18 protein-coding genes are annotated in these 15,573 nt (G+C 62.6%); 13 read left to right on the top strand and 5 right to left on the bottom strand.

Features of this window, described 5'->3' with window-relative positions; all coding sequences use genetic code 11:
- Position 1 precedes the first annotated feature (1 nt).
- From KYT97_RS01220 to KYT97_RS01230, 3 genes are all read left to right on the top strand, one after another.
- A complete protein-coding gene (locus tag KYT97_RS01220) occupies positions 2-625 on the top strand; it encodes a TIGR03085 family metal-binding protein (protein WP_095887802.1) in 624 nt (207 codons plus the stop codon).
- 114 nt (positions 626-739) lie between these two features.
- Positions 740-3,544, top strand: a complete 2,805-nt coding sequence (locus KYT97_RS01225) for a DNA translocase FtsK (RefSeq protein ID WP_052683555.1) — start codon at positions 740-742, stop codon at positions 3,542-3,544.
- Positions 3,545-3,591: 47 nt separating this feature from the next.
- Positions 3,592-4,566 (top strand): TerC family protein, encoded by a 975-nt coding sequence (locus KYT97_RS01230; protein WP_045067374.1) that lies wholly within the window; start codon positions 3,592-3,594, stop codon positions 4,564-4,566.
- 6 nt (positions 4,567-4,572) lie between these two features.
- On the opposite strand, the gene KYT97_RS01235 is transcribed toward KYT97_RS01230, so the two are convergent.
- Complete coding sequence (locus KYT97_RS01235) at positions 4,573-4,854, bottom strand: YciI family protein (RefSeq protein WP_033234846.1); 282 nt, start codon at positions 4,852-4,854, stop codon at positions 4,573-4,575.
- 31 nt (positions 4,855-4,885) lie between these two features.
- A complete protein-coding gene (locus tag KYT97_RS01240; RefSeq protein ID WP_033234845.1) occupies positions 4,886-5,410 on the bottom strand; it encodes an amino-acid N-acetyltransferase in 525 nt (174 codons plus the stop codon).
- A gap of 120 nt (positions 5,411-5,530) precedes the next feature.
- Between KYT97_RS01240 and pgsA the strand changes: the two genes are divergently transcribed.
- From pgsA to pspM, 5 genes are all read left to right on the top strand, one after another.
- A complete protein-coding gene (gene pgsA / locus KYT97_RS01245; RefSeq protein WP_045067376.1) occupies positions 5,531-6,178 on the top strand; it encodes a CDP-diacylglycerol--glycerol-3-phosphate 3-phosphatidyltransferase in 648 nt (215 codons plus the stop codon).
- Positions 6,179-6,181: 3 nt separating this feature from the next.
- On the top strand, positions 6,182-6,679 hold the full coding sequence (locus KYT97_RS01250) for a CinA family protein (RefSeq protein WP_141485968.1): 498 nt from the start codon (positions 6,182-6,184) through the stop codon (positions 6,677-6,679).
- Positions 6,680-6,825: 146 nt separating this feature from the next.
- Positions 6,826-7,215 (top strand): helix-turn-helix domain-containing protein, encoded by a 390-nt coding sequence (locus KYT97_RS01255; protein WP_033234842.1) that lies wholly within the window; start codon positions 6,826-6,828, stop codon positions 7,213-7,215.
- 166 nt (positions 7,216-7,381) lie between these two features.
- Positions 7,382-8,194: a PspA/IM30 family protein gene (locus KYT97_RS01260; RefSeq protein ID WP_033234841.1), complete on the top strand. Its 813-nt coding sequence runs from the start codon at positions 7,382-7,384 to the stop codon at positions 8,192-8,194.
- A 105-nt stretch (positions 8,195-8,299) separates the two neighbouring features.
- Entirely contained in the window at positions 8,300-9,082 is a 783-nt protein-coding gene (gene pspM / locus KYT97_RS01265) for a phage shock envelope stress response protein PspM (protein WP_245005988.1), read from the top strand.
- A gap of 12 nt (positions 9,083-9,094) precedes the next feature.
- Here pspM and KYT97_RS01270 read toward each other — a convergent pair whose 3' ends face one another.
- From KYT97_RS01270 to KYT97_RS01280, 3 genes are read right to left on the bottom strand one after another with little or no spacing between them, the layout of a single operon-like run.
- Positions 9,095-9,700 carry an energy-coupling factor transporter transmembrane component T family protein gene (locus KYT97_RS01270; protein ID WP_033234840.1) on the bottom strand — a complete coding sequence of 202 codons (606 nt, stop codon included), beginning with the start codon at positions 9,698-9,700 and terminating at the stop codon, positions 9,095-9,097.
- Positions 9,697-10,377: an energy-coupling factor ABC transporter ATP-binding protein gene (locus KYT97_RS01275; RefSeq protein ID WP_033234839.1), complete on the bottom strand. Its 681-nt coding sequence runs from the start codon at positions 10,375-10,377 to the stop codon at positions 9,697-9,699. The genes KYT97_RS01270 and KYT97_RS01275 overlap by 4 nt, the downstream gene beginning before the upstream one ends.
- Before the next feature lie 7 nt (positions 10,378-10,384).
- Positions 10,385-10,981 carry a biotin transporter BioY gene (locus tag KYT97_RS01280; protein ID WP_033234838.1) on the bottom strand — a complete coding sequence of 199 codons (597 nt, stop codon included), beginning with the start codon at positions 10,979-10,981 and terminating at the stop codon, positions 10,385-10,387.
- Between the two features lie 229 nt (positions 10,982-11,210).
- On the opposite strand from KYT97_RS01280, the gene KYT97_RS01285 reads away from it, so the two are divergent.
- The 5 genes from KYT97_RS01285 to KYT97_RS01305 all read left to right on the top strand — a co-directional run bounded on the left by KYT97_RS01285 (position 11,211) and on the right by KYT97_RS01305 (position 15,568).
- Positions 11,211-11,387, top strand: coding sequence for a hypothetical protein (locus KYT97_RS01285; protein ID WP_033234837.1), 177 nt, complete (start codon positions 11,211-11,213; stop codon positions 11,385-11,387).
- 18 nt (positions 11,388-11,405) lie between these two features.
- Positions 11,406-12,119, top strand: coding sequence for a PIG-L deacetylase family protein (locus KYT97_RS01290; RefSeq protein ID WP_219111613.1), 714 nt, complete (start codon positions 11,406-11,408; stop codon positions 12,117-12,119).
- A 65-nt stretch (positions 12,120-12,184) separates the two neighbouring features.
- A complete protein-coding gene (locus KYT97_RS01295) occupies positions 12,185-12,823 on the top strand; it encodes a TetR/AcrR family transcriptional regulator (protein ID WP_033234835.1) in 639 nt (212 codons plus the stop codon).
- A 4-nt stretch (positions 12,824-12,827) separates the two neighbouring features.
- Entirely contained in the window at positions 12,828-14,372 is a 1,545-nt protein-coding gene (locus KYT97_RS01300; protein WP_219111614.1) for a glycerol-3-phosphate dehydrogenase/oxidase, read from the top strand.
- Positions 14,373-14,404: 32 nt separating this feature from the next.
- On the top strand, positions 14,405-15,568 hold the full coding sequence (locus KYT97_RS01305) for a glycosyltransferase (RefSeq protein ID WP_219111615.1): 1,164 nt from the start codon (positions 14,405-14,407) through the stop codon (positions 15,566-15,568).
- Positions 15,569-15,573: the final 5 nt, after the last annotated feature.

The raw sequence follows: 15,573 nt of genomic DNA on the forward strand, positions 1-15,573 counted from the left end.
GGTGACCTTCGCACATGACGAACGACTCGCCCTGGTGGACAGCATGGTCGAATTCGGCCCCGATGCACCCACTCTGTGCGGGGAGTGGACAAATCGTGACCTGGCAGCACATTTGATCGTCCGGGAGCGGCGTCTCGACGCCGCTCCCGGAATCATGATCAGTGCCTTGGCCGGACATACCGAGAGCGTCAGAAAAGCGGCCGCATCGCGCCCGTGGGAAGAACTACTCCGTGACGTTCGCAGCGGACCGCCGCGCTGGTCGCCGATGTACTGGCTCGATTCTCAGGTCAACACCACCGAGATGTTCGTCCATCACGAGGATGTGCGCCGAGCGCATCAGCATTGGGTGGCCAGGGCGCTGCCACAAGATCGTCAGGCGGATTTGTGGAAGTACGCACGCCAGGTAGCCAAGCTGGGGTACCGGAAGTCTGACGTCGAAGTGATCTTCGAATTACCGTCGGGTGAAAGTGCCGTTGTGCACAAAGCAGATACCCGGACGGTGGTTCTGCAGGGAGAGCCGGCCGAGCTCTTGTTACACGCTTTCGGACGCAACGAAGTGGTGATCGAAGCCAAAGGAGAACTGGCCGACGTCCAGTCCGTCATGGGCTTGGATCGCGGTTTCTGATTCGGCGCTCGATCCATTCGGCCGGCGTAGCGAACATCACGATTCGCACGTATGAACGGTGTTGCTGGTGTTGCGGATGGTCCGGATGGGGTTGCACCGACTAGCCTGAACGTCATGGCAGGTAAGTCGAGCGCCCGAGGATCCGGTACAGGTTCGAGTACAAGCACGTCCGCGTCCAGGGCATCGACCAGGTCGTCAGCGTCAACTCCCGCGGCAAAGTCGCGAACACGAACAGTCTCCACCCCCCGCAACGTCACGACAGCGTCGCACGCCGGTGGCCGCGCGGGAGCGGGTAAGGGAGCCAAATCGACCCCGAGGAAAGCGCCGGCGAAGAAGGCAGCCCCCAGGAAGGCGTCCGGTGCGTCCTCGGCGGCTCGTCGGCCGGTCGCAAAATCGAAGCAGAGTGCCAGCCCGCTCGATGTTGTCGGCAAAGGCATTGCCGCCGGGTGGTCGCTGGCCGCTCGTGGCGTCGGCGCTACCACTCGCACGGTGAGCAAAGTCGGCGATATCGAGGCAGGCCACCGACGCGACGGAATTGCCCTCGGGCTTATTGCTTTCAGTGTTGTCGTCGCGGGCAGTGTGTGGTTCGCGGCGGGTGGACCGATCGGCGGCGGAATCGAAACGGCCGTTCGCGCGGTGTTCGGTGCTGTGTCGGCCGTTCTGCCGATCTTGTGTGTCGGAATCGCAATCCTGCTGATGCGCACGGAGCCACGCCCCGAGATCCGGACCCGTCTCATCATGGGTTCGCTGCTGGTGGGGCTACCCGCACTGGGCTTGTGGCACATCGGTTCCGGTGCGGAGACAACTGCGGACACACGTGAAATCGGAGCCGGATTTGTCGGCTCTGTTGTCGGCGGACCATTGACCAATGGTCTGACGGCCTGGCTCTCGGTGCCGTTGCTGGTGATCGCCGTCGGCTTCGGAATCCTGTTGTTGACCGGAACCACCCTGCGACAGGTCCCCGGCAAGTTTCAGTCCTTCTTCGGATCTCCGTCCGGCGACGACGACGAATTCGAGGACTACGGCAGCGAATTCGACGACGACAGCTACGGTCGCGACTACGGGGGAGGCTCGTACGAGTCATCGGAGTTCGACGCCGACGGTTATCCGGTGGACACGTATGCGGAGCCTCCGCTGCGGCCGTCCAAACGGTCGAGCCGCCGGGCGCCGATCGACAACTACCCGACGGACGAATTCGAATCCGGCGACAAGAAGACCGAAATCCTCGACCTGTGGTCAGCGGACCCGGACGAAGTTGCCCCGGCAGCGGACGAGACCGCCTCGGCTGCGGAAGCGCCGGTCGCCGAAAAGCCGGTGACCCGGACCAGACCTCCCGCGCGATCGGTTCCGGTGGCGAAGCCGGCACCCAAGCCCGAGCCGGAACCCGAAGAGGCCGAAAGCTTTGTCACCGATCGTGTGACGGACGGCGACTACAACCTTCCGCCCACATCGCTGCTGATCGACGGCGACCCGCCGAAACTGCGCAGTTCGGCGAACGACGCGATGATCGAGGCGATCAGCGAGGTACTCGAACAGTTCAAGATCGATGCTGCCGTCACCGGATTCACGCGCGGACCGACAGTAACGCGGTACGAGGTGGAACTCGGTCCTGGCGTCAAGGTCGAGAAGATCACCGCGCTCGCTCGAAACATCGCGTACGCGGTGGCCACCGACAACGTGCGTCTTCTCGCTCCGATTCCGGGCAAGTCGGCCGTGGGCATCGAGGTGCCCAACTCGGACCGCGAACTGGTCCGCTTGGCCGACGTGCTGACGGCGCCGAGCATGCGACGCGAACACCACCCGCTCGTGATCGGACTGGGTAAGGACATCGAGGGTGACTTCGTCCATGCGAACCTCGCGAAGATGCCCCACTTGCTGGTTGCCGGTTCCACCGGCTCGGGTAAGTCGAGCTTCGTGAACTCGATGCTCGTGTCGCTGCTGACCCGCGCGACTCCCGACGAAGTTCGGATGATCCTGATCGACCCCAAGATGGTCGAACTGACGCCGTACGAGGGTATTCCGCACTTGATCACGCCCATCATCACGCAGCCGAAGAAGGCGGCGGCCGCGCTTGCGTGGCTGGTCGAGGAGATGGAGCAGCGCTACCAGGACATGCAGGTCAACCGGGTACGCCACATCGACGATTTCAATGCGAAGGTGAAATCCGGCGAGATCACCGCACCGCTGGGTAGCGAACGCGTCTACCGGCCGTACCCCTACATCCTGGCGATCGTCGACGAGTTGGCAGACCTCATGATGACCGCTCCGCGTGACGTCGAAGAGGCCATCGTGCGAATCACGCAGAAGGCACGTGCCGCGGGTATCCACTTGGTGCTCGCGACACAGCGCCCGTCCGTCGACGTCGTCACCGGTCTGATCAAGACGAACGTGCCGTCCCGATTGGCGTTTGCGACGTCGTCCCTGACGGACTCGCGAGTCATCCTCGATCAGCCTGGAGCCGAGAAGCTCATCGGTATGGGTGACGGACTGTTCCTCCCCATGGGTGCCGGTAAGCCGACCCGTATGCAGGGCGCATTCATCACGGACGAAGAAATTACCGCGGTCGTGGATTTTGCGAAGAACCAAGCAGAACCCGAGTACACCGAAGGCGTCACCGCTGCGAAGGCCGGCGAGAAGAAGGACGTCGATCCCGATATCGGGGACGACATGGACGTGCTGCTGCAAGCTGTCGAACTTGTCGTGACCAGCCAGTTCGGTTCCACGTCGATGCTGCAACGCAAACTGCGCGTCGGGTTCGCGAAGGCCGGACGACTCATCGACCTCATGGAGAATCGTGGAATCGTGGGACCGAGTGAAGGGTCCAAGGCTCGCGAGGTGCTGGTGAAGCCCGACGAGTTGGACGGATTGTTGTGGTCCATTCGGGGCGGCGATCCGGAGGATAGTTCATCCGACGACTAGTGACGTGGGTCGGCGGGTAACCGTCGGCAGACGATCGGAGGCTGCTCGTGCATGTGACACCGTTGACGTGGGTTATCACGATAGTGGTGATACTCGGCTTGTTTGTCTTCGATTTCTTCGCGCATGTCCGGACGCCTCATGCACCGACCTTCCGTGAGTCGGCCTTCTGGTCGACGGTCTACATCTCGATCGCGATAATTTTCGGTCTGATCGTGATGTGGATCTGGGGGACGACGTACGGCGGCGAGTACTTTGCCGGCTACGTCACGGAGAAGGCGCTGTCCGTCGACAACCTTTTTGTGTTTGTCATCATCATGTCGACGTTTGCGGTCCCGCCCCAGTACCAGCAGAAGGTCCTGCTGATCGGAATCGTGCTCGCATTGGTGATGCGAGGGATTTTCATTGCGGTGGGCGCTGCGGCCATCAATGCCTACAGCTGGGTGTTCTACCTCTTCGGAGCCTTCCTGATCTACACCGCGTACACGTTGGTCCGCGACCACGGACACGAGAAGGAAGCCGAAGAGAAACGTGACAGCCGCATCATCAGCATTGTGAAGCGTGTACTGCCCACTACCGAGGAGTACGACGGCGACAAATTGATCACCAGGATCGACGGCAAGCGTGTCATTACGCCGTTGATGTTGGCGCTCATTGCCATCGGATTTGCGGACGTGTTGTTCGCGCTGGATTCCATCCCGGCGATCTACGGTCTGACCCAGGAGCCGTACATCGTGTTCACCGCCAACGCCTTTGCGTTGATGGGCCTACGCCAACTGTATTTCCTCATCGGCGGACTGCTCGAGCGGTTGGTCTACCTCTCGTACGGGCTGTCGATCATCCTCGCGTTCATCGGCGTCAAGCTTGTCCTGCACGCATTGCACGAGAACACGCTGCCGTTTGTCAACGGCGGCGAACACGTCAGCGTGCCGGAGATTTCGACGGCATTGTCCCTGTCCGTCATCATCGGTGTGTTGGCCGTGACCACGGTCGCGAGCCTGATGAAGACCCGCGACCGCGCCTGAGTAGGTTCAGGCCAACTGACCCAGTACCGGCACCCACTCGGTGATCCGGATATTCGCGACTAGATCGGCTTTGGCAAACGGATCGTGCGTGAAGAGAAGTGCCACGGTGTCGGCGTCTGCCGTGTCGACGATGATGAGTGCTCCGAGGCCGTCGGCGAACGGGCCGGACGTCACGACGATGTCACGCTCGAGAAGATCACCGAGCCATGCCCGGTGATCGGGGCGGAGGGCGTCACGCTCGGCGTTTTTTGCGGGGTCATAGGTGTATTCGACGAGGAACAACGACATCGGGACCGCTTTCGGGATGTGAGTGAACCGATCAGAGCGTCAGAAGCATACGGGTATTTCCGAGGGTGTTGGGTTTGACGTAACTGAGATCGAGGAACTCGGCGACACCGGCGTCGTATGACCGGCACATCTCGGTATAGACCTCGGCGGTGACCGGAGTTCCTTCGATTTCGACGAAGCCGTGGCGGTGGAAGAAGTCGGTCTCGAAGGTCAACACGAACAACCGCTCCAATTCCAACTCGCGTGCAACTTCGATCAGTTTGTCGACCACCTGGAAGCCTGCTCCCTGGCCTTTGACGGTGGGATCGACTGCCACAGTGCGAATCTCGCCGAGGTCCGCCCACAGGACGTGCATCGCCCCGCAACCCAGAATTTGGCCGTCCTTTTCGGCGACCCAGAACTCCTGCACAGCCTCGTACAACGTCACCAGGTTCTTTTCCAGCAGAATCTTGCCGGCATAGATGTCGATGAGGCGTTTGATTTCCGGGACGTCGGATGTTCGTGCCCGCCGCACGATCAAGTGGCTCTCGGTGTCGCTGCGCGCGGTGGAAGTCATGTGGTGCACATTAGTCAATGGGTCTACCGATATTCTGAGTCGCGTGCCTGTCCGCTCCACGAAATACCCCGCCCGCCCGGTCACCGTCCGGGTTCGGCCCGCCTTCCGCGCGGTGATCCGATGAGTTCCCCGCGTGATCAAGCAGATGCCCATCGGGCTGCTGTAGGGCCCACTGGAGAAACACCGGCCGACAAACCCGTCCCACTTTTCAATATCGCGAACATCTTGACAATGATTCGGATCGTTCTTGTTCCGGTCTTTCTCGTCGTGCTTTTTGTCGACGACGGTCAGTCGACGTCGTGGCGTCTGGGCGCGATGGCGATCTTCATCGTCGCCGCGGTGACCGACCGGATCGACGGCCAGTTGGCCAGGAAATACGGTCTGGTCACCGACTTCGGCAAGTTGATGGATCCCATCGCGGACAAGGCACTGATCGGCGCTGCGCTTATCGGGTTGTCGGTACTCGGTGACCTGTCGTGGTGGGTGACCGGCGTGATCATCGCCCGCGAACTCGGAATCACGCTGCTGCGTTTTGCCGTGCTCCGCCATGCCGTGATTCCTGCCGGCAAGGGCGGCAAGCTCAAGACCCTCGTCCAGGCCGTAGCGATCGGTTTCTACCTGTGCCCTTTGCCGAGCAGCTGGGACGTGGTCAGCTGGCTCCTGATGGCCGCGGCGGTTGTGCTGACCGTCGTCACCGGCCTCGAATATGTTGTTCAAGCCATCAGATTGCGCGCCGGCGTCCGGTTCGCCGAACGAGACGGACACTGACCTGTGCGCGATCCGCTGCTCGACCTCGGTGTCGGCGAACTGATCGCCGCGTTGGTGGTGGCAGGGGAGAGCGTCGCGGCTGCCGAGTCGCTGACGGCCGGACTGTTCACTGCTGCGCTGGCGTCGGTTCCCGGATCGAGCCAAGTCCTGCGCGGCGGCCTGGTGGTGTACGCCACCGACCTGAAAGCGACGCTGGCAGGCGTAGATCCCGATGCGTTGGCACTCGACGGCCCGGTGTCCGCATCCACGGCGATTGCTCTGGCCGACGGTGCCCGCACTCGGTGCGTCGCCGATTGGGGTGTCGGACTGACCGGTGTAGCGGGGCCGACCGAACAAGACGGGAACCCTGTCGGCACGGTGTTCTTGGGGATTGCCGGGCCCGACGGAACTCTGTGTGAGCGTCTGTCGTTGACAGGAGAGCGGTGGGAGATTCGAATCGCTGCAGTCGCGGCAGCCGTGTCGCGGTTATGTGATCGTGTTGAAGAGCGCCGGGCACGATAGGCTCGGGAACCAATCGGTCGAGTTCGGACGTTGACTGTTGTGAAGGTGTGCAACAGCCACGGTGTCGAGACGGTACCGATGTGGCCAGGTGACGGTGCGGACCTGTGAAAAGACAGGTACGGCACGACGGATGAAGGAGGAGCGAGATGGCGCTGCTATTGCGTGAGGCAATCGGTGACAGTCTCCGGCGTACGCGCGTTTCGCAGAGTCGCACGCTACGTGAGGTGTCGAACAGTGCGCGTGTGAGCTTGGGCTACCTGTCCGAGGTGGAACGTGGACGCAAGGAAGCGTCGAGTGAACTGCTGGCCGCGATCTGCGATGCGCTTGCCGTACCGCTGTCCGACGTGTTGGTCGACGTCAGTGAAACTCTGGCCACCAAGAAGTCCAACTCTGCGCTCGGTCGTCCGGTTTCCGGTGCCGCGCCGACCGGTGCAGCCGCTGCTGTGTCGGCACAGGTGTCCGGTTCGCCGTCCATCGCCCGGGATACCCGAGTGGTGATTCCGGCGCCCAACGCGCGCAGTTTGGCTGCTGCGTAGCTACTGGCCGCTTGAACCCGATAGATTCGGTAGATATACCGGTATGGCAGTGCAGGGTCAGGGCAGTTGGAGCGCAGCCCTGATGTATTGGTGAGTTTCGGTGTGCGACGGTCGTTCACCGGGTCGCGTAGCGCGCGGCGCATCAGATGGAGGCAGGATCAAACCCATGGCTAATCCTTTCGTCAAGGGCTGGAAGTACCTGATGGCGCTCTTCAATTCGAAGATCGACGAGAACGCCGACCCGAAGATCCAGATCCAGCAGGCGATCGAGGACGCGCAGCGTCAGCACCAGGCGCTCTCGCAGCAGGCCGCGTCGGTGATCGGTAATCAGCGTCAGCTCGAAATGAAGCTCAGTCGTCAGCTCGACGAGGTCGAAAAGCTCAACGCCAACGCGCGTCAGGCCGTCAACCTCGCCGATCAGGCTGCCGCCGCGGGCGACAACGACAAGGCGATCCAGTACACAAATGCCGCTGAGGCTTTTGCCGCTCAGCTCGTGACCGCCGAGCAGGGTGTCGAGGATCTCAAGGCGCTGCACGATCAGTCGTTGCAGGCTGCTGCGCAGGCGAAGAAGGCCGTCGAACAGAACGCTATGACGCTTCAGGCCAAGGTTGCCGAGCGCACGAAGCTGCTCAGCCAGCTCGAGCAGGCCAAGATGCAGGAACGCGTCAGCGAATCGCTGCGATCCATGGACAGCACGCTGTCCGCACCCGGCAACACGCCAAGCCTGGACGCCGTTCGCGACAAGATCGAGCGTCGCTACGCAAATGCCCTCGGCTCGGCCGAACTTGCCCAGAACTCGGTGCAGGGTCGGATGATGGAGGTCCAGCAGGCTTCCGTGCAGATGGCCGGGCACAGCCGACTCGAGCAGATTCGCGCATCCATGAAGGGCGAGGCACTGCCGTCCGGTGGGACTGCGGCGGCACCTGCGCCGACATCAATCGAAAAGCAGCCGCCTGCTGCCGGAACCACCGGCCAGTAGATCCACGGTCTGCAGTTTTCCAGAGATACACGATTCGACACACTGATGTTTTCTTCACGAGGTGGCCGGCCTGAGCGAGAGCCCAGGTCGGCCGTTCCTGTTTCCATGTCCGGCGCATTCGGTGCGCTGGGCCGTACTGCAGATTCGCTCCGCGAAGTGACGGCGTCCGCTGCGGAGGCAGCACGGCGGTGGCAGGATCCGCGGGCAAAATTCGAGCGTAAACGAGCGCGTGCAAGGCGACGCGCTCAGCGCTGGGGATTCATCTCCGGTGGAACCGTGATCGGCACTGCCGGGCTTGCGGTGGCGTCGGCGCCGGAATGGTCTGTTGTTGTCGCTGGTGGGGGAGCCGCACTGTTTGCGGTACCCGCTGTTGTTGCGGTCGGGCGCTACCGGGCGATGAACGCCGGGCCGCCGCCCGCTCCGATCCGGCGGCGACTGCCACCGTCGTCCTCGCGCGCGTTCATACCGATGTCACGACTGGTCGGAGCAGAAACGTCGCTGTTCGAAATTCTTGGTGTGCTGCGACGCGCAGACACCATCGATCCCGGCGAACTCGACGAGATCACCGTGACTGCAGATTCCGCATTGCGCGCGATGTTTGCGGTGTCGTCCGATATCGCGTCGATGGAACGGGCCGTGACATCGACCCCCAAGGTTGCCGAGACACTCGAACCGACTATCGCAGGTGCCGTTCGCGAACTGCAGGCCGGACTCGGTCAGTACGAGGATCTCGTCAATTCAGCCGCCACCTTGACGGCGCCGCATACCCCGTCTGCCCTGGTGGGATTCAACCGTGAACTGTCGGCTCTGCACGCGGCCGCAGAGCGTCTGTCCAGCCTGGCCGACGCGATCGGCGAGGTCGACGAGATCACCCAGAAGTATCGCTGAGCTGGTCCGCGTTCAGTCGTCAGCTCCGCGCGCAGCCAGTGCCTCACCCATCGCGTCGGCGGTCATGAGGGTTCCGATGATGACGGGAACGGCAAAGGATCGCAGTGAGAAGCCGAGACCGCGGGCCTTGCGTGCTTCGGACACCTGTGTGATGACCTCGAACATCAACGGGATGCACCGGATGGTCATCGCCAGCAAGAGCGCGATTCTTTCGGGATTGACCCCGAATCGGCGCAGCGGGGTGAGGAAAGCCGTGATGGCGTCGAGCATTTCCGAAATGCGGGTTGTCAGACCCATGAGCGCGGCCAGCGCGATCGACAGGATCAGAACGCCACAGACGACGGCCGCGCGCTCCCACCCGGCGACGAGTATCTGGAATCCGCCGATGAACAGCAGCATCCACAATGCCGGGCGCAGATGGGCGATCGCAATGCGGAACGGAATCCGCGCGGCTACGTAGAGCGCAACAACAACAACGGTGGGTGGCACCAATTGCCAAGGGCTGCGCACGAATACCGATACCGCGACGATTGCGACGATCAGCGCGAGAAGTTTGTAGCCAGGCCGCGCCCGATGGAGGATGGACGTGCCGGCGCGGTAGTGGCCGAGTGTGGTCACGAGACGAGGGAACGGTAGAAGTCGACGGACTCCGCGGGCGGGCCGTCGGCCACGACAAGCCCTCGATCGATCACCAGAACTCGATCGAACGAGGAGAGCAGATCCAGTTGGTGGGTCACCACGATCAACTGCTGTGTGAGGGACGCGAAGACAGAGCTGATGAGCTGCGAGTTGCGCAGATCGAGCAGCGTTGTCGGTTCGTCCGCCACCAGTACCTTCGGCTCGGTCACCATGATGGCGGCCAGGGCAAGAAGTTGTTTCTGACCGCCGGACAGTTGGTGGGTGGGATGGTCGCTGTGTGACGCCAATCCGAAGCGCTCGAGGACGGAAGAGACTTTCTGCGCCCGTTCAGCCTTGCCGAGTCCGCTTCGCCGCAGCGAAAACTCGATGTCCTCGGCGACGGTCGGCATGACAATCTGATGATTGGGATCGGTGAACACAAAGCCGACGTGCTTGCGTACGTCGCGCCCCTTCTTGGCGGTATCCAAACCGTCGATACGGACGGAACCTGTTGCCGGAATCACCAATCCGTTGATCATGCGGGCAAGCGTCGACTTGCCGCTTCCGTTTGCACCGACAATCCCGATGCGCTGCTCGGTCAGTGTCAGGTCGACACGATCGAGCACGGTGCGTTCGCCGAAACTGTGCCCGACGCCTTCGAAGATGATCTCGCTCATCGAGGAATCAGTTCGCCACTGCAGTTTTTGCGCGTGCGGCGACGCTGTCACGAAGCAGTGCCGGATACGCACGATGGACCTGAGCGGCGACCACTGCGGTGACAACGGCTTTCGCAGCATCGAGGGGGATGAAGGCGGCGTTGGCGGTCCACGCGGCGAGGAAGGTCATGTGTCCACGGATCATCATCCCGGCGATTCCGAAGAGGTAGAGAACAACAACACCGCCGAGAAGGTTGATGCCGATTCCAGGAATGATTCGGTACTTCGGGAGCATCTTCGTCGTCAGCCATCCGATGACAAACGCCGCAGGTATCCAGCCGATCAAGAACCCGGCAGTGGGACTCGACAGCGCAAATAATGCAGTCCGCCCGCCGGCGAGCACCGGTAGCCCGACCAGGCCGAGCGCGATCACGGTCAGCACCGCCAGTACGGCCTTGCGAGGCCCGAGGAGCGCACCGGCCATCATCACACCGAGTGATTGAAGGGTGATCGGCACACCGGAGATTCCGATGTTGATCGCCCCCGGTAGACCCAACGCGATGATGAGGGCCGCGAACACTGCAACGTGCGCGAGGTCGCGGGCCGGAATTCGGGTGGTAGACACGGCGAACGTGCTCCTTAGGGCGTACTGGATGGAACTTCGCGAGTCTACGTCAGCGCGAATCACGGGTGTTTTGGATGCATGCCCAGTCTCGTCATGGTTGATCAGGGTGAACCCTGATCTTTACCTGATCTTGCCGGTGAGCTGCTGCTTTGTCCGGCCGAACGTGTCAGGCTGGTGTCACGGACTTTCTCTAAGCCAGTCCGAAAGCTCACGGCAAGGAAGGTACGTTATGTTCTGGAAAATCGTGTTGGCTGTGGTCCTCGTGTGGATCGCGCTTGCAGTGGTCGGCGCGTTGATCAAGGGTCTGTTCTGGATTCTGGTGGTCGGCGCGCTGGGCGTCGGCATCTACTTCCTCGTGAAGGCGATGTCGGGCAACGATGAAAACACACCCGTTTCGAGGATGTGACAGGCACAATCGTGCGGTATGGAACCATTCCCCGAGGACTGGCAGCGCGCGATTGTGGTCGTCGCCCATCCGGATGACATCGAGTACGGCGCAGCTGCAGCGGTAGCCCGCTGGACGGATCAAGGCAAGGACGTCAGATACGTACTCGCGACGAGCGGGGAAGCCGGGATTGCAGGACTGCCGCCGGCGGAGTCCGGACCCATCCGCGAGGCAGAAGAGCGTCGCAGTGCCGCTGTTGTGGGAGTGAGTGAAGTCGAGTTCCTGGGTCTTCCTGATGGTCGACTGATTGCCGGACTCGAATTGCGTTCCGTCTTGGCAGCCGCGATCAGGCGGCACCGGCCGGAACTGGTGGTGACGATGAACTTCTCGAACACCTGGGGCCCTGGCTATCTCAACAGTGCCGATCATCGAGCGCTGGGAATCAGTGTCCTTGACGCGACCGCGGACGCGGCCAACGAGTGGATCTTTCCGGAACTGTCGGACGTCGGACTCGAACCGTGGACCGGAGTTCGGTGGGTTGCAGTGAATTCGATGACACCGACTCACGGCGTCGACGTGAGTACAACGGTGGCGCGAGCGGTGGATTCCTTGGCAGAGCATTCACGGTATCTGGCGGCGCTGAGTGAGATTCCGGTACGCGTGCAGGCGCAGGCTCAGATCGACATGGTGTCGGGGCCGAAACCCGGCTTCGAGGCCGACCGTGCCGTCGGGTTCGAGTTGTACTATTTCTGATAGTCGGAACACGCCGTGTACTAGTCGCACTGCCGGACGGCGCGTCGGGTAGCGTGTTACACACGATGGCAATCCGTAACGCAGATGATCAAGTCCTGCCGCGAAAGGGCGACGGTCAGCGCACTCCAAACCTCGCGATCGACAATCTCATTCTTGATGCCGCGCGATCGTGCGTGCTCGATTTCGGTATGCAGCGCACCACGTTGGCCGAGATCGCTCGGCGCGCCGGCGTCAGCCGGCCGACGGTCTACCGGCGCTGGACGGATACCAGAGCAGTTGTCGCAGACCTCCTCACTCGCGAAATTCGGGAGGTCCTCCCCGACATACAGACGACGGGTTCGGCTCGGGATCTTCTTCTCTCCGCAGTGGTCGACGTTGTCGCCGAGATCCGCGATCATCCGCTGTTCGTGAAGATCCGGTCGACGGATCAGGAATTGCTGACCACCTACATCGTGGATCGCATTGGTGCCAGCCAGAAGTCGATACTCGAACTCATGACTGCTGTGGTCACAGCCGGGCAGCAGGACGGATCGATCCGTCACGGAAATGCTGACGAGATAGCGTCCATGCTGTTGCTGATGGCACAGTCGGTGGTGTTCTCGGCACCGACACTGCAGGATCGACTTTCTGCCGATGCAGCGGTGCAGCAGTTGAGAATTGCGGTGTCGGCGTACCTGACGCCGACTGCAGGAACGGACGGTTAGAACGATGGCCGACAGCGATCGCAGTGCACCGAATGCCGATCCGTCGGCGCTCAACGCCGGCCGTCGGACACGCGAGTGGGACGAACTCTCACGCGGAAGTTCTGTGGATCTTCTGGTTATCGGCGGCGGAATCACCGGTGTCGGTGTGGCTTTGGACGCCGCGACGCGTGGCCTGAGCGTTGTGTTGGTGGACAAGCACGACCTGGCCTTCGGTACCAGTCGGTGGAGTTCCAAGCTCGCTCACGGCGGACTTCGGTATCTTGCGTCGGGAAATATCGGTATTGCCCGTGAGAGTGCTGTCGAACGCGGAATCCTCATGACGCGAACGGCGCCGCATCTCGTACGGGCGATGCCGCAACTCGTACCGTTGCTCCCGCAGACGTCGTTCTTCGGAAAGTCCTTGGTGCGTACCGGATTTCTAGCCGGTGACGTCTTGCGGGCAACGGCTCGGACACCGTCGTCGGTGTTGCCTCGCTCGCGCGCGGTGAGCGCGTCTCGGGCACGAGAGTTGGTGCCGGCGGTACGGCAGGCGGACCTTCGTGGTGCGCTGACGGCCTACGACGGTCAGTTGATCGACGACGCTCGGCTGGTTGTGAACATCGCCCGCACAGCGGCATCTTTCGGTGCTCGGATTCTGACCAGGGTGGGTGCCTACGAGGTGTCCGGTACGTCCGCGACGTTGCGAGACGAGTTGACCGGAACCGAGTTTCTGCTGCGGGCTCGGACAGTGGTCAACGCGACGGGCGTGTGGGCAGATCAGGTGGATCCCAGTATCACCCTGCGTCCGAGTCGCGGCACGCATCTGGTACTCGACGCGAAATCGCTGGGTAGTCCCACTGCCGCACTGACGGTTCCGATTCCGGGTGAGACCAATCGGTTTGTCTTCGCGTTGCCGGCGCAACTCGGCCGGATCTATCTCGGTTTGACCGACGAAGCGGCGCCCGGCCCCGTACCCGACGTACCGCAAGCGTCGGACGCGGAAGTGGATTTCCTTCTCGCTACGGTCAATACGGCTTTGGAAGTTCCGTTGACCCGGGCCGATGTGCTCGGCACTTTTGCGGGTTTGCGACCGTTGCTCGATACCGGCGGGGGATCGACCGCTGACCTGTCGCGTAATCACGCGGTGGTCCGGTCGGCAACCGATGTGATCACGGTTGTCGGTGGCAAGCTCACGACGTATCGCAAGATGGCGGAAGACGCCGTCGACTGCGCGGTCGAAGCGGGCGGATTGAACGCGGGTCCGTGCCGAACGCGCAACCTGCCGTTGGTCGGTGCCGCGTCGCGCGCTGTGTTGGACAAGGTTCGAGCGCCCGCCGGGCTGGTGGCGCGGTACGGCACCGAAGCCGAAGCGGTGGTCGGGTTGGGCGATGACGGACTTCGTCAGGTAGCCGGGCTGGATATCTGCGCCGCCGAACTCGCCTTCGCGGTGTCTCACGAGGGGGCACTCGACGTGGACGATCTCCTGGATCGTCGGACGCGTATCGGTCTGGTGGCTTCCGATCGTGAACGTGCGTTGCCGGAGGCGGAGCAGGCATTCCGGGCGGTATGACCGGTCGTTGTGGCGTGTGACACGCTGATGCGGTGCGAGTAGCCGTTGTTGCCGGGCCGGACCCGGGTCATGCTTTTCCCGCAATAGCGTTGTCGCTGGCGCTGATCGCCGCGGGCGACGAGCCGATCCTGTTTACCGGGTCGAGATGGGTGGAGAAGGCCCGTGCTGCGGGAGTGAACACCGAACCTCTCAAAGGCTTGGCGCCGAGGCCCGGCGACGACGACCTTGACGCCGGTGCGCGGATCCACTCGCGGGCGGCGTACATCTCGACCGAACTGCTGCCCGATCTGAAAGCGGTAACCCCGGATCTGGTGGTCTCGGACATCCTCACTGCCGGAGGTGGATTGGCTGCCGAGCGACTGGGAATTCCGTGGGTGGAGCTCTCGCCTCATCCGCTGTACTCGCCGTCCCGAGGCCTGCCGCCCATCGGGAGCGGGTTGGCTCCCGGCGTCGGGTTTCGCGGACGCCTGCGCGACACCGTGATGCGAGCGGCAACGGGGCGTTCGATCAAGCAAGGACTGGCCCAGCGATCCGAGGCACGCGTCGGAGTCGGACTTCCCGCAGTAGATCCAGGTCCACATGCACGATTGATCGCGACGATTCCAGCGCTGGAAGTTCCGCGGCCGGATTGGCCTGCCCACGCGCACGTCGTCGGCCCGTTGTTATGGGAACCGACTCGCGAGATTCTGGAACCGCCGCCAGGTTCGGAACCGTTGGTCATGGTGGCGCCGTCGACCGCGCATACCGGTGCGGTGGGAATGCTCGAGCAGACCGTCGACGGCCTGGAAGGGTCAGGGCTGCGGCTGATCGCGTCGGTTCTCGACGGTTCGGACGCGCTGTATCCGGATTGGGTTCGTGCCGGGCTCGGCCGCCAGGACGTGATGCTGCGCGACGCTTCGGTTCTGGTGTGCGGAGGTGGGCACGGAATGCTGGCGAAGGCTCTGTCGGCCGGCGTGCCGACGGTGGTTGTTCCCGGCGGCGGCGATCAGTGGGAGTTGGCCAATCGTGCCGCTCGCGCCGGTAGTGCGGTGATCGTACGACCGGCTGATGCAGGATCCATCAGGGACGCGGTGTTGCAGGTTCTCTCCCAGCGCAGCTTCGCCGACGCGGCCGGCGCTGCCGCGGCGACGGCATCCGACGTCCGCGACCCGGTAGCGGTGTGTCGGGAAGTTGTGGCCGGGGGAGTGGCGGCCTGACCTGT

It is taken from the genome of Rhodococcus globerulus, assembly GCF_019334125.1.
In the GTDB taxonomy this organism is placed as follows: domain Bacteria; phylum Actinomycetota; class Actinomycetes; order Mycobacteriales; family Mycobacteriaceae; genus Rhodococcus_F; species Rhodococcus_F globerula.

Bases quoted from the DNA above. Each gene is read 5' to 3' on its own strand.
- KYT97_RS01225 (WP_052683555.1), top strand. From the start codon at position 740: ATGGCAGGTAAGTCGAGCGCCCGAGGATCCGGTACAGGTTCGAGTACA.
- KYT97_RS01235 (WP_033234846.1), bottom strand. From the start codon at position 4,854: ATGTCGTTGTTCCTCGTCGAATACACCTATGACCCCGCAAAAAACGCC.
- KYT97_RS01240 (WP_033234845.1), bottom strand. From the start codon at position 5,410: ATGACTTCCACCGCGCGCAGCGACACCGAGAGCCACTTGATCGTGCGG.
- pgsA (WP_045067376.1), top strand. From the start codon at position 5,531: ATGAGTTCCCCGCGTGATCAAGCAGATGCCCATCGGGCTGCTGTAGGG.
- KYT97_RS01255 (WP_033234842.1), top strand. From the start codon at position 6,826: ATGGCGCTGCTATTGCGTGAGGCAATCGGTGACAGTCTCCGGCGTACG.
- KYT97_RS01260 (WP_033234841.1), top strand. From the start codon at position 7,382: ATGGCTAATCCTTTCGTCAAGGGCTGGAAGTACCTGATGGCGCTCTTC.
- pspM (WP_245005988.1), top strand. From the start codon at position 8,300: ATGTCCGGCGCATTCGGTGCGCTGGGCCGTACTGCAGATTCGCTCCGC.
- KYT97_RS01275 (WP_033234839.1), bottom strand. From the start codon at position 10,377: ATGAGCGAGATCATCTTCGAAGGCGTCGGGCACAGTTTCGGCGAACGC.
- KYT97_RS01285 (WP_033234837.1), top strand. From the start codon at position 11,211: ATGTTCTGGAAAATCGTGTTGGCTGTGGTCCTCGTGTGGATCGCGCTT.
- KYT97_RS01290 (WP_219111613.1), top strand. From the start codon at position 11,406: ATGGAACCATTCCCCGAGGACTGGCAGCGCGCGATTGTGGTCGTCGCC.
- KYT97_RS01295 (WP_033234835.1), top strand. From the start codon at position 12,185: ATGGCAATCCGTAACGCAGATGATCAAGTCCTGCCGCGAAAGGGCGAC.
- KYT97_RS01300 (WP_219111614.1), top strand. From the start codon at position 12,828: ATGGCCGACAGCGATCGCAGTGCACCGAATGCCGATCCGTCGGCGCTC.